The 18264-nt window shown below is 76.4% G+C and carries 19 protein-coding genes; 15 read left to right on the top strand and 4 right to left on the bottom strand.

Annotated features, from left to right (window positions below):
• Positions 1–180 precede the first annotated feature (180 nt).
• The 4 genes from G339_RS40280 to G339_RS39760 all read left to right on the top strand — a co-directional run bounded on the left by G339_RS40280 (position 181) and on the right by G339_RS39760 (position 3693).
• Positions 181–465: a type 2 periplasmic-binding domain-containing protein gene (locus tag G339_RS40280; protein ID WP_019630463.1), complete on the top strand. Its 285-nt coding sequence runs from the start codon at positions 181–183 to the stop codon at positions 463–465.
• Positions 465–1565 (top strand): winged helix DNA-binding domain-containing protein, encoded by a 1101-nt coding sequence (locus tag G339_RS0107540; RefSeq protein WP_019630464.1) that lies wholly within the window; start codon positions 465–467, stop codon positions 1563–1565. Before G339_RS40280 ends, G339_RS0107540 begins: the two co-directional genes overlap by 1 nt.
• Positions 1566–1745: 180 nt before the next feature.
• The gene (locus G339_RS0107545) at positions 1746–2009 is read left to right on the top strand and encodes a hypothetical protein (protein ID WP_019630465.1); all 264 of its coding nucleotides are present in this window, start codon (positions 1746–1748) and stop codon (positions 2007–2009) included.
• Positions 2010–2079: 70 nt separating this feature from the next.
• Positions 2080–3693 carry a DUF2786 domain-containing protein gene (locus tag G339_RS39760; protein WP_019630466.1) on the top strand — a complete coding sequence of 538 codons (1614 nt, stop codon included), beginning with the start codon at positions 2080–2082 and terminating at the stop codon, positions 3691–3693.
• 39 nt (positions 3694–3732) lie between these two features.
• On the opposite strand, the gene G339_RS0107555 is transcribed toward G339_RS39760, so the two are convergent.
• Positions 3733–3945 carry a helix-turn-helix domain-containing protein gene (locus tag G339_RS0107555; protein WP_019630467.1) on the bottom strand — a complete coding sequence of 71 codons (213 nt, stop codon included), beginning with the start codon at positions 3943–3945 and terminating at the stop codon, positions 3733–3735.
• A 532-nt stretch (positions 3946–4477) separates the two neighbouring features.
• On the opposite strand from G339_RS0107555, the gene G339_RS0107560 reads away from it, so the two are divergent.
• Positions 4478–5671, top strand: coding sequence for a hypothetical protein (locus tag G339_RS0107560; RefSeq protein ID WP_157407426.1), 1194 nt, complete (start codon positions 4478–4480; stop codon positions 5669–5671).
• Positions 5672–5774: 103 nt separating this feature from the next.
• On the opposite strand, the gene G339_RS36530 is transcribed toward G339_RS0107560, so the two are convergent.
• On the bottom strand, positions 5775–6548 hold the full coding sequence (locus G339_RS36530) for a hypothetical protein (RefSeq protein ID WP_019630468.1): 774 nt from the start codon (positions 6546–6548) through the stop codon (positions 5775–5777).
• Between the two features lie 436 nt (positions 6549–6984).
• Here G339_RS36530 and G339_RS0107570 point away from each other — a divergent pair, with 436 nt between their 5' ends.
• Positions 6985–8268, top strand: coding sequence for a citrate synthase (locus tag G339_RS0107570; RefSeq protein WP_019630469.1), 1284 nt, complete (start codon positions 6985–6987; stop codon positions 8266–8268).
• Between the two features lie 140 nt (positions 8269–8408).
• Positions 8409–9269, top strand: a complete 861-nt coding sequence (locus G339_RS0107575) for a hypothetical protein (RefSeq protein WP_019630470.1) — start codon at positions 8409–8411, stop codon at positions 9267–9269.
• A gap of 56 nt (positions 9270–9325) precedes the next feature.
• Here G339_RS0107575 and G339_RS0107580 read toward each other — a convergent pair whose 3' ends face one another.
• The gene (locus G339_RS0107580) at positions 9326–9634 is read right to left on the bottom strand and encodes an HPF/RaiA family ribosome-associated protein (protein ID WP_019630471.1); all 309 of its coding nucleotides are present in this window, start codon (positions 9632–9634) and stop codon (positions 9326–9328) included.
• Between the two features lie 268 nt (positions 9635–9902).
• On the opposite strand from G339_RS0107580, the gene G339_RS0107585 reads away from it, so the two are divergent.
• From G339_RS0107585 to G339_RS0107595, 3 genes are all read left to right on the top strand, one after another.
• A complete protein-coding gene (locus tag G339_RS0107585) occupies positions 9903–10808 on the top strand; it encodes a helix-turn-helix domain-containing protein (protein ID WP_019630472.1) in 906 nt (301 codons plus the stop codon).
• 98 nt (positions 10809–10906) lie between these two features.
• Positions 10907–11308, top strand: coding sequence for a nitroreductase family deazaflavin-dependent oxidoreductase (locus G339_RS0107590; RefSeq protein WP_019630473.1), 402 nt, complete (start codon positions 10907–10909; stop codon positions 11306–11308).
• 92 nt (positions 11309–11400) lie between these two features.
• The gene (locus G339_RS0107595) at positions 11401–12450 is read left to right on the top strand and encodes a phosphotransferase enzyme family protein (protein ID WP_019630474.1); all 1050 of its coding nucleotides are present in this window, start codon (positions 11401–11403) and stop codon (positions 12448–12450) included.
• On the opposite strand, the gene G339_RS32955 is transcribed toward G339_RS0107595, so the two are convergent.
• Entirely contained in the window at positions 12441–13130 is a 690-nt protein-coding gene (locus tag G339_RS32955) for a histidine phosphatase family protein (protein WP_019630475.1), read from the bottom strand. The genes G339_RS0107595 and G339_RS32955 overlap by 10 nt on opposite strands.
• Positions 13131–13173: 43 nt before the next feature.
• Here G339_RS32955 and G339_RS0107605 point away from each other — a divergent pair, with 43 nt between their 5' ends.
• Genes G339_RS0107605 through G339_RS0107625 form a run of 5 tightly spaced genes read left to right on the top strand, consistent with a single transcriptional unit; the run spans position 13174 to position 18255 of the window.
• Positions 13174–13560, top strand: a complete 387-nt coding sequence (locus G339_RS0107605) for a VOC family protein (protein ID WP_019630476.1) — start codon at positions 13174–13176, stop codon at positions 13558–13560.
• Between the two features lie 51 nt (positions 13561–13611).
• Entirely contained in the window at positions 13612–14370 is a 759-nt protein-coding gene (locus G339_RS32960; RefSeq protein ID WP_019630477.1) for a hypothetical protein, read from the top strand.
• Complete coding sequence (locus tag G339_RS0107615) at positions 14367–15470, top strand: hypothetical protein (protein ID WP_019630478.1); 1104 nt, start codon at positions 14367–14369, stop codon at positions 15468–15470. The genes G339_RS32960 and G339_RS0107615 overlap by 4 nt, the downstream gene beginning before the upstream one ends.
• Positions 15467–16939 (top strand): hypothetical protein, encoded by a 1473-nt coding sequence (locus G339_RS0107620; protein WP_019630479.1) that lies wholly within the window; start codon positions 15467–15469, stop codon positions 16937–16939. Before G339_RS0107615 ends, G339_RS0107620 begins: the two co-directional genes overlap by 4 nt.
• Entirely contained in the window at positions 16936–18255 is a 1320-nt protein-coding gene (locus G339_RS0107625; protein WP_240489759.1) for an AAA family ATPase, read from the top strand. Before G339_RS0107620 ends, G339_RS0107625 begins: the two co-directional genes overlap by 4 nt.
• Positions 18256–18264 lie beyond the last annotated feature (9 nt).

Genomic DNA, 18264 nt, shown 5'->3' on the forward strand with positions numbered 1-18264 from the left:
TCCAGGAGCCCGATCCGGCGTCGCTGCGCGCGAGCTTCGCCGTCGAGGCGGACGAGGGGACGATCGCAATCATCGCCGGGCCGCGGCTGGAGCGCGTCGCCAGCGAGGCGCGGCCGCCTCCACGGGCCGGTCGACGAGGCGCTGGCCGGCACCGGGCTGCGGCGTCGGCTGACCGGCTCGGTGCCGAACGCGCACACCGGGCTCGCGATCGTCGCGGAGTCCGATCTGTTGGGGTTCGCGCTGAGCCGGCCGCACCGGCGGCTGGTCGCGCGGCTCGGGCTGGTCACCGTCCCGATCCCGCTCGCGATGCCGCCGCTGCGGCTGGACGCGGCGTGGCACGTCCGGTTCGACTCCGACGCCGCGCACGCGTGGATGCGCCGCATCGTCCGGGACGCCGTGCCGGACGCCGCCGGACCGTCCGCGCCCGATGACACAATCCCTACCGGACCCGACCGGGAGGCGTGATGACCGAAACCCTGTCCGAAAGGGCGCTGAACCGGGCGACCCTGGCCCGCCAGGGCCTGCTCACCCGCGAACCGCTCGGCGTCGCCGCGGCGGTCGAGCGGTTCGGCGGCCTCCAGGCGCAGGAGGCCGCGCCGCCCTTCGTCGGCCTGTGGAGCAGGCTCGCCGGGTTCGCGGAGGACGAGCTGCGCGCGGCACTGCGCGCGCGGGAGGTCGTGCGCGCCACGACGATGCGCGGAACGCTCCACCTGGTGACGGCCGCCGACTACACCGCGTTCCGCTCGTCCCTGCAGCCCGTGCTGGACGCCGGACGCAAGGTCCTCGGGAACCGCGCGGCCGGGCTCGACGCCGAGGCGGTCCTGCCGGTCGCCCGCGCGCTGCTGCGCGAGCGGCCGCGCACGTTCAACGAGGTGCGGGACCTGCTCGTCCAGCGGTTCCCCGACGTCAACGACCGGGCGCTCGGGTTCACCGTGCGGATGTGCCTGCCGCTCGTCATGGTCCCCACCGACGACCGCTGGGCGTTCCCGCGCGTCGCGGAGTTCACGCTCGCGGAGGACTGGCTCGGCGCCGCCCCGGACCCGGCGGACGAACCGGACGGGCTGATCCTGCGGTATCTGGCCGCTTTCGGCCCGGCCACGACCGCCGACGCGCAGGCGTGGACGGGCCTGCCCCGCCTCGCGCCCGTCCTCGACCGGCTGCGCCCCCGGCTGCGCGTCCTCGCCGACGAGCGCGGCCGCGAGCTGTTCGACCTGCCGGACGCGCCGCGCCCCGGCCCGGACGCGCCCGCGCCGCCGCGCCTGCTGCCCGAGTTCGACAGCCTCGTCCTCGCCCACGCCGACCGCTCCCGGTTCGTCGACGAGACCGACCGGGCGCGCGTCACGACCAAGAACCTGCGGGTCAGGGCCACGTTCCTGTGGGACGGCCGCGTCGCGGGGACCTGGGACGCCGACCGGAAGCGGACGTCCGCGACGCTGCGGCTGCGCCCGTTCCGGCCGCTGCCGGACGGGGCCGCGGACGCGCTCGTCGCCGAGGCCGAGGCGCTGCTGGCGTTCACCGACCCGGCCGTCGCCCGGCACGCCGTCGAGTTCGCCGACCCCGTCTGAGCGAACGCCCGGCCGGGTCCGCGCCATGACACTACGATGACGCACGGCTCCGAATGGTGATCTATCCGAGATCTTGAACGATTGAAAGATCCACCAGTTCGGCGCAAGCTGTCTTCGATGCACGGTTCGATGCTTGTGACGCCCCCGACCGATCCGACCACCGCCGACAGGACTGACCCGATGTTCGAGATCTGGGAGACCGGCGAGCCCGCCCGCCTCATCGCCGAGGCGCGCGACCTCGACCTGGCCCTGGAGAAGGTCGACACGATGTGCCGCCTCCGGCACGACCAGGCCGTCGCGCAGATCGAGGACGGCGGCGCGGCCGGATACCGCTTCGAGATCCGCGACGGCGACCGGGTCCTCGCGCGGCTCGCCTACGTCCCCGACACCACGCGCCCGTACCGCAGCGTGGTCACCGAGGAGCTCCGCAGCGGCAACCGCTGACCCGGCGCGCCCTCCGCCCGCCCGCGCCGCCCGCGATGGCAGGATCGTCGGCGACCGGGGGGAGGCCGCGATGACGGCGACGACCGGCGGGGCCGCGCTCGCCACCGCGCGGACGCTGCTCGCCGAACTGGCCCGCGCGCACGACGAACGCTGCGCCGCGATGCTCGCGCGCGGCCCGCTGTGGCCGGACGCCACGGGCCGCGCCCTGCTGCTCGAACTGTCGTCGGCCGTCACCGCCTGCTGGGAACGCGGCTGGCAGCCCGCCGACCTGGCCGCCTACGCGGCGCGCGGCCGCACCGCCCGCCACCGCCGCGTCGTCCTGGACGCCGTCGCCGCCGAACTCCGCGCCTACCCGGCCGCCGCCGACCCCGTCTGGCGCGCCCAACCCGCCGACCTCGGCGCGACCCCCTGGTGGACCGCCCCAGACCACCGCCCATCGCACGAGTCGGCACACGAACGGGCTTCCGGACCGAGCCGCCCGGCCGACGTTGTGCCGGACGGCCAGAAAGCCGGGCCGGCGCGCGCGCCGGGTTCCGGATCAGAGCGCGGCCCGGCGAACAACGGGCCGGATGGCCCGGAACGCGGACCGACGCGCAGGTCGAGTCCCGGGTCGGCGTGCCGACCGGGCCATCGGCCGAGCGATCCCGGGCGCGGACCGGATGCCGAGCCGACGCGCCGACCGGCGGGCTGCGAACCGGGCGGACCCGAATCCGGAACGAATTTCGGGCCGACGGGCGGCGAGCCGGGTGGGCCGAAATCCGGGCGTCAGAGCGAGCCGAGTTTCGGGGCGCGCGGGGCCTCGGAGGGGGACGGGTGGTACGCGGAAGCGTGGTGTGCTCGGAACCGGGCGGAGCCCGAGGAACTGGTCGGCGTCGGGGTCGAGGTGTTGCGGGTGTTGCGGAGGGCGCCGCGGATGGCGCGGATCGGGCCGCTGCCTGGAACGGTCCCATCGCCGGGCGAGCCGTCGCCGGGGGCCGACCCGCGCGTGCTCGGCCGGGTCCGCGCCCTGCTCGCCAAGGCCGAGTCCACCGAGTTCCCGAGCGAGGCCGAGGCGCTGAGCGCCCGGGCGCAGGAGCTGATGGCGCGGCACAGCATCGACCGCGCGCTGCTGGCGCGGACGGGCGGCGGCGACGTTCCGCGGGGCCGCCGGATCGTCGTCGAGAGCCCCTACGAATCGGCCAAGGCCGTCCTGCTGACCGTGGTCGCCGAGGCGAACCGGTGCCGGGCCGTGTGGCACCGCGAACTCGGGCTGGCCACCGTCGTCGGCCATCCGGCCGACCTCGCGGCGGCGGACCTGCTGTTCACGTCGCTGCTGGTCCAGGCCACGTCGGCGATGACGCACGCCGGACCGCGGCGGGACGCGCGCGGGACCGCGCGGACCCGCTCGTTCCGGCACTCCTTCCTGAACGCCTACGCGGCGCGCGTCGGGGAGCGCCTGCGCGCGGCCGCCGGGCAGGCGGCCGACCGGGCCGGACGGCGGGCGGGCGGCACTGACCTCGTCCCGCTGCTGGCCGCGCGGGACGCCGCCGTCGGCCGGGCCGTGGACGCGCTGTTCCCCGACCTGGTCAGGGGCCGGGCCGGGACGGTCTCGAATCCGGAAGGCTGGGCGGCCGGGCGGGCGGCGGCCGACCTGGCCGGCCTCGACGGACGGCCTGCGGTGGCCGATCCGTCCCGCGGACCGTGAGACCCGTCCGTCCCCCCGGGGGGCGAGGGGGACACGCGCTCAGCCCTTCTTGCGGCGGGTGTTCCCGCCGCGCCCGCGCAGCGGGACGCCCGCCTCCTTGAGCACGTTGTAGATGAACCCGTAGGAGCGGCCGGTCTCCGCCGCCAGGTCGCGGATGCTCTCCCCGGCCGCGTAGCGCGGCGCCAGTTCGGCCGCGAGCTGGGTGCGTTCGGCACCGGTGACCCGGGTTCCCCTCGCCAGAGTGCGACTCACGTGTACCTCCTGCGTGTCAGCCGGAGTGCGGGGTCCGATCCCGCAGCTCACAGCACTGTTGATCTACCCAACGTACACATTGCCCGCAAATCCCCCCGCGTTACCGCAGGAACAGCACAAGATCGGCCGATGCCGGTCTTTTTCACGGCGTACGGCGTGTCAGCGCGGGACAGTTGACTCACACCCGCAAGCACGCCCGAAACCGTTGCGCCCGAGCCCGTGCGGCCGTCCGAACCGGCCCGAGGCACGCTCCCGCCCGACGACCCACCGGCCGCCCGAAACCTCCCGACACCGCCGAAACCCCGTTTTGGACCACTCCCGGAACCACCGATGGTCCGACCACAATCCCGGTGGTTCTCGTCACGCTTCGGAGTCGCCGCCCGGAAGGGACGGAACTGACGGCGATCTCGCTGAATGTCGCGGTCGGCCGACACTTCCCCGATCAGTTGTGACCAATGGTCAACGCTCCGTAGCCGGAGTGGCTACGATCGGTCCCCTTACGGTGACCACCGCGATCCCCCCGGGGCAGTGAATGAACCCACAAGGCAGTTACAGCGCGGTCCTGCGCTCCGCACGCGGAGCGCTCGGCTGCGCGGTCGTGGCCGGGACCGTCGCCTTCGGCACGGCGGGGCCCGCGCGCGCCGCCGCGCCCCCGCGGCCGGCCGAGCGGACCTCGGTGTCCGCGATGTGCGACCTGTCGGCCATCCCCGACTGGCGGCTCGCCCGCATGTGCCGGGCCTGGCAGGAGCTCCAGGCCGCCGGGCGCGGCGCCGCGCCGAACCAGCGGCGCGGCGTCGCGGCCCGGCACAAGCACGTCAAGCCGCAGCGCCGCCAGCCGCCGCCGCGCCCGGCGCGCGCCGGCCGGCACCGGCCCGCGCGTCCCGACCCCGACCCGTCGGCCCGGCCCGCGAAGAGCCCGGCCGCCGGGCCGTCCGCGGCGCCGGCCGCGCCCGCGCCGGTCCCGGTGCCCGCGCCGCGGGCGGGCGACGGCCGCCCCGAGCGGCCGGTCCGGCCCCCGTTCGTGCTGCTCGGGCTGCTCCTCTCGCTCGTCGCGCTGGCCTATCCGCTGCGCCGCCGGGTGCAGGCGATGCTCGGGCCGGTCTTCTCCCCCGTGTCCGTCGAGGTCGAGCCGGAGCCCAAGGTGCGCTTCACCTACCGTCCGGCGATCGACCCGTTCTCGGTGCCGCTGATGGGCCTGTCCGGCCCGGGGTCGCCCGCCGCCGCGCGCGTGCTGGCCCTCGCCGCGCTGGAGGACTTCGAGGACAGCGCACTCGTCGTCGTGCCCCGCCCCGACGCGGTCGCCCTCTTCGGCCTCGCGGAGGACGAGTTGCTGGAGGGCGGTCCGGCGGGCCTGTTCCTGCCGGGCAACCTCGAGTCGGCGCTCGGGTCGATGGAGACCGAGCTGGCCATCCGCCGGGAGGCGGGCGGGGCCTGCACGCGCCGGTTCCTGCTCGTCGCGGACTGCGAGAACGAGCGGGAGCGCATCGAGCGCCTGGTCGCCGCGCATCCCGGCGAGGTCGCCGCGGTGCTGCTCGGCGACTGGCCGGGCGAGCGCGCGGAGGTGGACGGCGAGGGCGGCGTCCGCGCCGCCGCGGGCCTGGCGGACCGGCTGCCCGACCGGCTCCCCGGCATCTCCCGGACCGCCGCGCGGGACCGCCTCTACACGCTGGTCCCCCAGCCCTCCGCGCCGCGCCGCCGCCGCGCGGGCCTCCTGAAGAAGCGCTGATCCGGCGTCCGCGCCGCCGCCCTCGGCGGCGCGGACCCGTCACCTCCCGGTCAGGCCCGAGCCGCCAGCCGAGGGCCGTGGGCCGGAACTTCGGCAACACCACCTACTCCGTGGCCGGGGGCCGGAGGGTGGTCAGCGTTCGGCGGGCGGTGGTGAGGCCGCCGAGGGCGCGGCGGGCGTCGGCCAGGGTGGGCGGGCGGGGGGCCGCGCCGTCGATGTAGGCGGCGCACTCGTCCCACCAGCGGCGCAGCGCGGCGGCGTGCCGGGTCTCGGCGCGCAGCGCGCGCTCGGTCTCGACGCGCTCGGTCTCGGCGCGGTTCTCGGCCATCAGGTCCGCGTCGTCCGCCAGCGCGCGGACGTCGTCGAGGGGGTAGCGGCCGAGGGCGTCCGCCGTGAGCCCGCGCGACTCCGCGACCCGCTCGAACTGGGCGCGCCGCCAGCCGAGGACGCGCGCCGCGCCCTCGGCGTCGACCGTCCCGGCGAGCGGGCCCTTGCGCGCGGCGACGACGTCGGCGAGCACCGCGGCGGGCACGGCGTCGAGGTCGGCCGCGTGGTAGATCAGGTGGCCGCGGAAGTGCCCGGCGGGCGCGATGATCCCGCTGGCGGCGAGCACGTCCACGTCGACGCGCTCCACGTCGAGCCGGACCCGGGCGGCGAGCCGGGCCGCGCCGCGCGCGCCGCCGAGCGGCGGGTCGGAGCCGAGTTCCGCGCGCAGGGCGTCGGCCCGCCCGGCGCACTCCGCCACGAGCGCGGCGGACCAGCGGTCGTTCCCGGCGTCGGGCGCGGGCAGGAGGTCCCGGGCGCGGGCGGCCCGGAACTGCCAGTCGGCGAGGTCGAGGCGCGCGGCGAATCGCCGCGGCCCGTACGTGTTCGGCATTTCGGCCTCCGTTCGCAGTCGGGGACCAGCGTCGGCCGACCGCGAAGACGCACGGAAACCGAATTCAATTCTGTGGAAAACCCCGGCGAGCGACGTCGGCGTCCGCCCGTGAATCACCCGCGCGAGTCCGGGCAGGGGCACCCCGGAAAGCAGCCGGACACTGAGATCATTATCACTCGAAGAGCCCATCGCGCCCAGGTGTGATGATCGTGACACCGGACGCTCGCGGGCACGGAGCGGAAGGCCGCCCGCGCCGGTCCAGACGGGTTTTCGACGCGGTCGGGAGCCGTTGCGCGAGGCCGCGCGACGGTCCGCCGGCAGCCTGTCGGCGGTACCCCGGTGGCCGGAGAGGTCCGGAACGACCTGCATGATCGGCTGGTTACGATGAACGACGGAACGTCTACGCAGGTGTGGACGGAGTTGGGAGCGAGCGAGCATGTCCGATTTCGAGCTCAACCACGCGGGTGGCCGGATGCCGCTGGAGGTGACCGGGTCTAGCGAGGGGCCGTCCGGTTTCGGCATCGGCAGCCTGCTCAAGGAAACGGGCCACGTCACCCTCGACCCGGGGTTCACCAACACCGCGTCCACCACGTCGGCGATCACCTACATCGACGGCGAGGCGGGAATTCTCCGCTACCGCGGCTACCCGATCGAGGAGCTGGCGGAGAAGTCGTCGTTCCTGGAGGTCGCGTACCTGCTCATCTACGGTGAGCTGCCCACCTCCGACAAGCTGTGGGAATTCACCGACAAGGTACGCAAACACACGCTGCTGGACGAGAAGTTCCGCGCCTTCTTCTCGGCGTTCCCGCGCCGCGCGCACCCGATGGCGGTGCTGTCGTCGGCCGTCAGCGCGCTGTCGACCTTCTACCAGGACAGCCTCGACCCGTTCGACGCCGAGCAGGTGGACCTGTCGAGCGTCCGGCTCATCGCCAAGCTCCCGACGATCGCGGCGTACGCGTACAAGACGTCCATCGGGCAGCCGCTGCTCTACCCGGACAACTCGCTCGGCTACGTCGAGAACTTCCTGCGGATGACGTTCGGCCTGCCGACCGAGCCGTACGAGATCGACCCGGAGATCGTCCGGGTGCTCGACATGCTCTTCATCCTGCACGCCGACCACGAGCAGAACTGCTCGACCTCGACGGTCCGCCTCGTCGGGTCCAGCCAGGCGAACCTGTTCTCCTCGGTGTCGGCGGGCGTTGACGCGCTGTTCGGCCCGCTGCACGGCGGCGCGAACCAGGCCGTCCTGGAGATGCTGGAGAACATCCACGCCAACGGCGACGACATCGAGACGTTCGTCAACCGCGTGAAGAACAAGGAGCCCGGCGTCAAGCTGATGGGCTTCGGGCACCGGGTCTACCGCAACTACGACCCGCGCGCCGCCGTGGTGAAGAAGGCCACCGGCAAGGTCCTGGAGGCGCTCGGCAAGTCCGACCCGCTGCTCGACCTGGCGATGCGCCTCGAAGAGGTCGCCCTCAGCGACGACTACTTCGCCGAGCGGAAGCTGTACCCGAACGTCGACTTCTACACCGGCGTGATCTACAAGGCGCTGGGCTTCCCGACCAACGCGTTCACCGTGCTGTTCGCGCTCGGCCGCCTCCCCGGCTGGATCGCGCAGTGGCGCGAGATGATGGCCGACCCGACGACGAAGATCGGCCGTCCGCGGCAGGTCTACACCGGGCCGACCGAGCGGCACTACGAGGACATCTCGGCGCGCTGACGCCGGGCGGGACCGCCGGCGGGGCCGGGCATCGCGACGATGCCCGGCCCCGCCGTTTTCCACAGGGCGCGCGCCGGTTTCCGGCGCGGCCGCGGCCCGGCGCAGCCTGGTGGCCCCATCGGCCCGCCAGGGAGGCGCCCATGCCCGGCACCATCGCGTTCACCGTCCCCGAGACCGTCCGGACCGCGTTCGTCGTCGCGACGGACCGGCGGCCGCGCGGACCCGCCGTCCTCACCGCGCTCGGCCCGCCGTTCGCGGCCGCGGCGGCCGCGCGGATCGGCACGCCGGCGCTGCGGATCGACGATCTGGCAGCGGCCGCGTCGCCGTTCGACCTGGCCCCGGTGACGGCCCGGCCCGCGGCGCGGCACGTGTGCGTCACCGCCGACCTGCCCGCGCGCGACCGGCCGTTCGGGGCGCGGGTGGCGCGCGCCGTCGCCCGGGCCGTCGCGGAGACGACGGCCGGGACCGCCGTGGACCCCGACACCGGCGAGGTCGTGGCGGCGCTGCCGGAGGACCCGGACTTCGCGCTCGCCGACGACTGGCTCGGCGTCCGGCTCCCGCCCTACCGCGACGTCGGCCGCTGCGCCGCCGACGAGGACGCCCCGGACGGCTGCGCGTGCGTCGAGCTGACGACGCGCGGGCTGCGGCGGCTCGGGCTGCCCGAGCTGCGGATCGGCGGCGTGTCCTGCCGCAACGACGTGGCGGCGCTCAACCTGCTGCGCCTGGCGGCGCAGCGGCTCCTGCCCCGCGCCGCGCGGCCCGGCGTCCACCGGATTCCCGCCGAGCCGGAGCTGACGGGCGAGGACCTCGCCGCGTACCGGGGCGGCGGCGCGCCCGCGTGGCCGGGCGGCCCGGTGCGCGTCCGGTGGGAGCCGATCGGCCCGCGCCTGCTCGGCCTCGGCCCGCCGGACGGGCGGCCGGGCTCGCTGAACGCCTGGCTGTACGACGAGGTCCCGCCGCAGCTCCACGGACCGGACCCCGATGACGCGGCGCCGTTCTGACGCGCGCGGCCCGGCGGGCGCGGTGTCCGCCCGCCGGGCCGCGCGGCCGCTCGGGGTCAGCCCGCCCGCAGGTACGCGGTGCGGACGTGCAGCCGGTCGCGGAGCAGGTCGATCGCCTCCGGCAGCGTCCGGCCCGCCGCCTGCGCGCGCAGCCGGGCGCCGTCGACGCCGACGATCGCCTGCGCCAGCGCGGGGCAGGGCAGGTCGGCGTCCGGGACGACGCTCAGCGTCACCCGCACGCTCGTCACGTCGTCGGCGCCGCCGTCGAGGGCCGACCGGACCGCCGCCCGCGCGGCGTCCCGGTCGGCGTCGGAGACCTCGCCGGAGGTCAGGAAGCTGATGTCGGGAAGGTCGTGGTCGGTCATGGTTTCCCCCAGGTCGTACGGTTGATCTTGCTTCCAACCGGCGGCCGGGACGCCGCGCGCGGCGGCGCACCGGGCCGTTGTCAACAAGACGGACGAGGTGGGACGGGAGTTGCCCGGTGGGGGGCGAGAGCTTGGTCACCCCGGAACGTGATCATCCGATGCCTCCCGCCCGGAGCGGCGATCCCCTACCATGAATGGTGCCCTTTCCGCCCCCCGTGCGGACCAACCGACCGGCTGGTGAACCTTGCCCCAGGATGCTGCTGTCTCGATGCCCTCGCACGGCGACGGACCGACCGGCGGAGAGCTGCTCGGCTACCCGCGCCGCGGCGGGCCGACCGTGCTCCGCATCCTGCTGGGCAACAGGCTGCGCCGGCTCCGCGAGGAGCGCGGGATCTCCACCGAGCAGGCGGGGTACGAGATCCGCGGCTCGCACTCCAAGATCAGCCGGATGGAGCTGGGCCGCGTCGGGTTCAAGGAGCGCGACGTCGCCGACCTGCTCACGCTGTACGGCGTGGAGGACCAGGCCGAGCGCTCGTCGCTGCTGGAGCTGGCGCGCGAGGCGAACACGCCGGGCTGGTGGCACCAGTACGGCGACGTGCTGGCCGGGTGGTTCGAGACCTATCTCGGGCTGGAGGAGGCGGCGTCGCTGCTGCGCGGCTACGAGCTGCAGTTCGTCCCCGGCCTGCTGCAGACCGAGGACTACGCGCGCGCGGTGATCCGGCTGGGGTTCCCCGACGCCTCCGAGGAAGAGGACGTCGACCCCCGCGTCTACCTGCTGCGGGCGCGGCAGCGGCGGTTCACCGAGCCGGGCGCGCCGACGCTGTGGACGGTGCTGGACGAGGGCGTGCTGCGGCGGCCGCTGGGCGGCCGCGCGGTGATGCGCCGCCAGATCGAGCACCTGCTGGAGATGTCGGAGCTGCCGAACGTCACGCTGCAGGTGGTGCCGTTCAGCGCGGGCGGCCACGCGGCCGCGCCGGGGCCGTTCACGATCCTGCGGTTCGCCGAGCCGGGCCTGTCGGACGTGGTGTTCCTGGAGCAGCTCACCAGCGCGCTGTACCTCGACAAGCCGTCCGACGTGGACACCTACATGCGCGCGATGAACCACCTGTGCATCACGGCGTCGCGGCCGGACGACACGATCGCGTTCCTGCGCGACGTCCTGCGCGACCTGTGACGGCGTCCCCGCGGCGGCGTGCGGGAACGGTCCCGTGCGGCATCGTCCGGGCGTGACCGGGAAGATCCACTTCCGAAGGACGCACGGAAGGAGATCCCATGCTGTACGGACCGGAGCACGTCGCCGAGTACCAGAGGACCGGCGGCGAGGTCGGCCACGAGTGGAACGGCACGGTCGTGCTGCTGCTCACGACGAAGGGCCGCGTCAGCGGCGAGCCGCGCACGACGCCGCTGATCTACCAGCAGGACGGCGACGCGTACGTGATCGTCGCGTCCAAGGGCGGCGCCGAGGACGACCCGCAGTGGTACAAGAACCTCCGCGCCGACGACCGCGTGACGGTGCAGGTCCGCGACGACGTGTTCGAGGCGCGCGCCCGCACCGCGGCGGACGAGGAGCGGCCCCGGCTGTGGTCGAAGATGACCGCGACCTGGCCCGCCTACGACGAGTACCAGACCAAGACGGACCGCACGATCCCGGTCGTGGTGCTGGAACGGGTCTGAGCGCGGCGGCGGTTCCCTTCCGCGCGGCGCGCGGGGCCGTGTAGCGTCGGCGGCGAACAGAACATCCGTTCGATCGCCACCCGGGGTACTGCGTGCCGGAGTCACAGAGCGCTAGCACGACCGAGGCCGCGGAGCCCGCGCGCCCGCTGCGGCGGTGGGCGCTTCCCGCGTCGGCCGCGCCCGTCGCGGTCGGCGCCGGGACGTGGCGCGTCGAGGCGGGGCCGCACGCGTTCCTACTGCGCGCGTACCCGGCTCCGGACCGGCGCGCGATCGTGGCCCGGCACGGCGTGGCCGCCGCGCTGGACGGGGCGGGCCTGCCGGTGCTCGCGCCCGTCCCGGCGCGCGGCGGGCGGACGCTGGTCGTCTCGGGCGGCACCGGGTACGCGCTGTTCCCGTGGGCGACCGGCCGCCGCCGGGGCGGGCTGGAGCTGACGTACGCGCAGTGCGACGCGCTCGGGTCGCTGCTCGGCGCGCTGCACGCGGCGCTGGACGCGCACACGCCGCCCGTCCAGCAGGCGATGATCGTCCCGACGCCGCGCGCCGCCGACGCGGTCGCCGAGATCGACCGGCTGCTGGCGGCGGTCCCCGGCGACGGCACGGACTTCGCGGCGCTGACCGGGCGGCGGCTGGCCGAGCGCCGCGCGCTGCTGGCCGAGTTCGCCGACCACCAGCCGCCGGAGTCGGACACGAGCGTCGTCGGCCATCTGCACGGCGCGTTCCACGCGGGCAACCTGCGGTACGGCGGCGCGGGCAACGTGACGGCCGTCCTCGGCTGGGACGCGCTGACGACGGGCCCGGTGGCGGGCGAGGTGGTGCGGGCGGCCGCCGCCCTGTTCGCGACGGGCGACGAGCGCGGCCTGGACCTGGAGCGGGTGCGGGCGTTCGTGCGCGGGCACCGGTCGGCGTTCCCGCTGGACGCCGAGCAGGTGCAGGGCGCGGCGCACCGGGCGTGGTGGGAGCGGCTGTGCGACGTCGCGCCGCTGCGGCACCGGTACGTCGCCGGGGAGGGCGCGGCGGGCGCGGGAGCCCCGGCGGGCGAGGCGGCGCTGGCGGCGTGGTGGTCGGCGCATCTGGACGCGACGCTGGAGGCGTTCGCGGAGCCGTACTCCGAGCGTCCGGCGGAGAGCCCGGCCTACGGCTGACCGGGGGCGTCCAGGGCGCGGACCGCGCCGCCGGAGACCTCCACGACGGACGCGTTCGGCGTCGGCACCGTCCGCGCGTACTGGCGGAACGCCCGCATGTCGTCGGCGTCCGGCTCGGTGATCCCGGTGGTCAGCGTCCACGTGACGGCGAGCAGGAACAGCCGGTGCGTGAACACCGCGACGGGCCCGGCGGGCCGCGCGGCGAGCCGGTCGAGGAACGCGCGGGCGCGGGCGATGAGCGCGGTGAAAGTCTCGCCGTCGCCGCCGAGGCGCAGGTCCGGTTCCGCGCGCTCCCAGTACGCGACGGAGTGCGGACGGCGCTGGTCCACGGTGCTGTTCACCGCGTGGAACGCCCCGAGGTAGGTGAACTCCTGGACGGCCCATTCCTCGTACGGCGCGTCGGGGAATCGTTTCCGCGCGGGCTCGGCGGTCTCCCGGGCGCGCGTGAACGGCGACGCGACGATGAGCGCGGGCGGCGCGTCGAGCGCGGCGGCGACGCGGGCGGCCTGCGCGCGGCCGCGCGCGGTGAGCGGCGCGGCGCCGGGCCCGAGCGTGGGCAGCCCGGCGTTGGACTCGCTCTCGCCGTGCCGGACCAGCCAGGTGCGCGGAAGGGCGGGCGCGCCGGCGGCGAGGTCGGCGCGCACGGCGCCGGGCGACGCCTCCGGGTGGGGAAGGGTCATGCCGCCATGCTGGCACGGCGGCGCGCCGGGCGAAGATGGACGCATGGAGGTACTGAGCAGCCGCATCCTGCTGCGGCCCGCCGATCCCGCCCGCAGCCGCCGGTTCTACCGGGACGTCCTGGGCCTCGCGGTCTACCGGGAGTTCGGCCCGCGCGACGATCCGGGCACGGTGTTCTTCCTCGGGCCGGGGTTCCTGGAGGTGTCCGGGCACGGCGACGCCCCGGCGGGCGCGCCGATGATCTGGCTGCAGGTCAGGGACGTCTCCGCCGAGCACGCGCGGCTCGCGGCGGCGGGCGCGACGATCGCCCGGGAGCCGCGCCGGGAGCCGTGGGGCCTGATCGAGATGTGGATCGAGGACCCCGAAGGAGTGCGGATCGTGCTGGTGGAGATCCCCGAGGACCACCCGCTGCGGCGCGACCAGCGCGGGTGACCAGGTCCGGCCGGGCGGGAACTGTCCGGTCGCCGCGCTAGGGTCGCGCCCATGTCCCCCGATCTTCCCCCGGCGGGCGTCGAGGCGCTGCGGACGGCCGTCCGGCGGGCGGTGGCGGCGGGCGACCGGACGGACGCCCGGCGGCTCCGCGCGGAGCTGCGCGCCGCCGAGCGCGCGCGGGACGCCGCCGCTCCCCCGCCGGAGCACGTGCCGCGCGTGCCGCTGCGCGAGCGCGTCCACCGGGTGCTCGCGCTGATCGGCGTCCCCGCCGCGCCGAAGCTGGTCGGCGCGGTCCACCACGCGTTCCTGGACGGGCCGGGCCTGTCGGTGCCGCGCCCGGCCGACCTCAGACGCGCCGAGGAGCGCGCGTTCCGCAGCGCGCCGGACGCCCGTCCGTACTACGTGTGCGCGGCGCTGACGGCGGACGCCCTCACCCCGGCGCGCGGCCTGCTCGCGCTGAGCACCTGGCCGCCGGAGACACGGATGATCGGCCCGCGCAGCGCGCGCACGGACTTCCTCACCGCCGCCGTGCGCGTCGCCGAGCACGCGGCGCGGCTCGGCCCCGACCGAGCGGAACGCCTGCTGCGGCGTTTCGCGGCCAACATTCCCGGTGCGGCCGCCGGTGGCGTCGGTACAGTCGATGCGGCGGCGCTCGCCGAAGCCGCGCGCGCCGAGCTGGCGGTCCACGCCGCCGCCGACGCCCGCGACCGCGCGCGGGCCGCGCGCCGCGCCGCCGCCCGCCTGGACGCCGCCGGGCTGCTGTTCGGCGCGCGCCCCGCTCCCGACCGGACCCACGGAGTAGCACGATGACCGAGAACACCGCGGACACGGCCCCGGACCTGGACCGGCTGCGCGCGGGCGCGCCGCCGCGCAACCACGACGCGCGGACGATCGCCGCGCTCACCGCGAACCCCGGCTGCGCGCGGCGCGGCGTGCTGGACGCGGCGGGCGTCGACAAGGACGCGGTCGCGCGCCACCTGGGGTTCGGGACGCCGTTCGGCCAGTCGCAGTTCGCCCTCGCGCGCGGCAACGCGTTCGAGGCGCAGGTGAAGGCCGACGGCTGCGCCGAGCTGCTGACCCTGCTGCGCGACCGGCTCGGCCTGGCCGTCGCGGAGGTTTTCTACGACGACCTGGCCGTGGAGGACGGCGAGAGCCGGGAGGCGCGGCACGCGCGGACGCGGCGGCTGCTCGCGCGGGCGCTGGACTCGGCCGAGGGCACCCTGTTCGACCACCCGATGCTGCGCCTGGACATCGCCGGGCACCCGGCGTACCTGGAGCCGGACGTCATCGCGTTCCAGCTCGGCGGCCGGTTCCACGTCGTGGAGATCAAGTCGTTCGCCGTCGTCGACGGGCAGGCCGAGCCCGAGCAGGTCGCGGCGGCCGCGCGGCAGGCGGCGGTGTACGTCCTGGCGCTGCGCCGCCTGGTCGCGGAGCTGGGCCACGACCCGGCGCGGGTGGCGCACGAGATCTTCCTGGTGTGCCCGGAGGACTTCTCGAACCGGCCGTCCGCGACGCCGGTGGACGTCCGCCCGCAGCTCGCGGTGCTGGAGCGGCAGCTCGCGCGGCTCACCCGGGTGCGGGACATCCTGGCGGACCTGCCGCCCGACCTGTCGTTCGCGCTGGACGAGGGCCTCGGCGACGCGGTCCGCGCGGTCGGCGCGCGGTACGCGCCCGAGTGCGTGTCGGGCTGCGAGATGGCGTACTTCTGCCGGGACGAGGCGCGGGCCTGCGGCGCGACCGGCGTCCTCGGCCGGGGCGTCCGCGACGACCTCGGCGGCGTCGACACGGTCGGCGCGGCGCTGGCGCTGGCGCGCGGGACCGCCGAGCCGCCCGCCGAGCTGGCGGAGACGGCGGCGCTGCTGCGGACGGCGGCCCGGCTGCGCCGCGAGGCGCTGGGGGGCGCGGCGTGAGCGTCCTGTCCGCGCTGGCCCGGCTGGAGGCGGTCGACGCGGGCCGCGCCCGCCCGCTGGCGACGGTCCGGCACTGCCATCTGGCCGACGCGCCGCTGCTGATGGTCCCGCTGCGGCTCGCCGGGGAGGCCGCCGCGCCGCTGGCGGTGCTGCTCGGGACGGACCGCGCCGATCCGGCGCTGCTCGTCGTCCCGCAGCCGCGCAACCGGGACCTGCGGTTCGCGTTCGCGGCGGAGCTGGCGAAGGTCGTGCTGGAGCACGTCGAGGCGTCGCGGGGTGCGGCCGAGCCGCTGGGGCCGGGCAGGGACGGCGAGGAGCGCGTCCGCTACACCGGCGCGCCGCAGATCCTCGTGCCGAACGGCGGCGGCGCGGCGTTCCTGCGGCTGCTCGGCCGCTCCACGCGGTTCCGCCGCACCGAGGGACCGCACGCGGTGGAGGCGGCGGTGCCCGCGCTCGGCCGCTGGCTGACGTGGTTCGCCGAGCGCCGCGACCGGCCGGGCTCGTCGCTGCTGCTGGCGCTGACCGACGCGCTGCGGCTGCACTGGGCGACCGGGCAGAGCGCGCTGGAGGACGCGAACCTGGCCGCGCTGCTCGGCTGGATCGACCCGCCCGCCGGGCTGGACGGCCCGGCCGCCGCCGCCCGCGCCGAGGACCCGCTGCGGTGCCCGCCCGCCGGTCCCGCGACGGACCCGACGTTCGACAACGAGGTGCTGGCCCCGGCCATCGCGGCGTGGGACGCGTCCGGCGGCGACCCGCGCGCCGAGGCGCGCCTGCGCGCGGCCCTGGAGTCGCAGCTCGTCCCGACGTGGGACGCGGCGTGGCACGCGGTGGACCTGCTGCGCGCGCTGCCGCCCGGCGCGAGCGTCGCGGACCGCTGGGAGCGGGACCGGGACGCGTTCACGCTGTTCCACGCCGGGTTCGCCGAGGGCGTCCCGCAGGCGCGCCGCGACTCGGCGGTCGCGGCGGCGCGGCGGCTGCACCGGCTGGAGCGCGCCCAGGAGGAGTACGACGCGCGCCGCGCGTTCGACGACCCGCTGGTGATGGCGGAGTACCGGCTGACGGGGCAGGCGTTCGCGGGGACGGTGGCCGAGTCCGACCCGACGCGGCTGGACGAGTCGGGCAAGCGGCCGAAACTGCGGCCGCGCGTGCGGATCGCGACGCCGGACCCCGTCCGCCTGGAACCGGGCGCGACGGTGTGCAGCGCGGACCGGCCCGCGCTGAAGGGCCGGATCGTGGAGTCCGGCGCGGGCGACGTGCTGGTGGAGCTGACCGGCGGCCTCGGCCGCAAGCTCGTCCCCGAGCCGGGCGCGGTGCCCGCCGAGGGCGACCGCGTGTGCTTCACCTCGGTGGTGCCGGGATCGTTCGGCCCGGCGCGGTTCCCCGAGTCGGCCGACACGCCGTGGACGCACGGCGGGCCGCCCGCCGAGTACGTCCCGACCGATTCCGACGCCGCCGAGGAGTGGTCGTGACCCTGCTGGACACCGCCGACCCGTCCGCCGCCGCGGCCGCCGTGGTGGACGCCGTCCTGGCCGACCTGGACGGGACGCACCGCGGCGTGGTCGTGGACTCCCCGCCGGGCGCGGGCAAGTCGACGCTGGTGGTGCGCGCGACGGGCCACCTGGCGGCGGCGGGCGAGCGGCTGATGATCGTCGCGCAGACCAACGAGCAGGTGGACGACCTGGTCGAGCGGATCGCCGGCGAGCACCCCGACCTGCCGCTCGGGCGGCTGTCGGCGGCGGGCTACCTCGCGCCCGACCGCGTCCGACGCCCGTCGGTCCGCGTCGCGCAGAAGGCCGACGACCTCGCCGACCGCGCCGTCGTCATCGCGACCGCCGCCAAGTGGGCGACGCTGTCGGAGGGCTCCTGGCCGTGGGCGATCGTGGACGAGGCGTACCAGATGCGCTCGGACATGCTGCTGCGCATCGCGGGCCGGTTCGAGCGGGCGCTGTTCGTCGGCGACCCCGGCCAGCTCGACCCGTTCTCGACGGTGGAGATGGAACGCTGGGCGGGCCTGGCCTGGGACCCGACGCGCAGCGCCGTGTCGGTGCTGCTCGCGCACAACCCCGAACTGCCGGTCCACCGGCTGCCGGTGTCGTGGCGGCTGCCCGCGTCCGCCGCGCCGGTGGTGTCGCGGGCGTTCTACCCGTTCACCGGGTTCCGGTCCGGGACGGGCCCGGGCGACCGCCGCCTGGAGTTCGGCGAGCCCGGCACCGGCTCCGCGCACGACCGCGCGCTGGACGAGGCCGCCCGCTCCGGCTGGGCGCTGTACGAGCTGCCCGCCCGGCACACGCCGCGCACCGACGCCGCGGCGGTCGCGGCGACGGCGGCGCTGGCGGCGCGGCTGCTGGCGCGCGGCGCGACGGCGCGCTCCGAAGCGGGCGCGCGGCCGGTCGGCGCGGACCGGATCGCGGTGGGCGCGGCGCACCGCGACCAGGTCACGGCGATCCGCGCGGCGCTCGGCCCGCTCGGCTCGCAGATCACCGTCGACACCGCGAACCGGTTGCAGGGCCGCGAGTACGACGTGACGGTCGTGCTGCACCCGCTGTCGGGGCGGCGGGACGCGACGGCGTTCCACCTGGAGTCGGGGCGGCTGTGCGTGCTGGCGTCCCGGCACCGGCACGCGTGCCTGGTCGTGGCGCGCGCCGGGATCGCCGAGCTGCTGGACGCGCATCCGTCCGCGGACCCGGTGCGCCTCGGGGAGCCGGTGAAGTTCCCCGACGGGTGGGAGGCGAACCAGTCGGTGCTGGCGCACCTGGCGGAGCACCGGGTCGCGGCGGACGCCTGACGCGGCGGC

It is taken from the genome of Actinomadura atramentaria DSM 43919, from assembly GCF_000381885.1.
GTDB classification, from domain to species: Bacteria; Actinomycetota; Actinomycetes; order Streptosporangiales; family Streptosporangiaceae; genus Spirillospora; species Spirillospora atramentaria.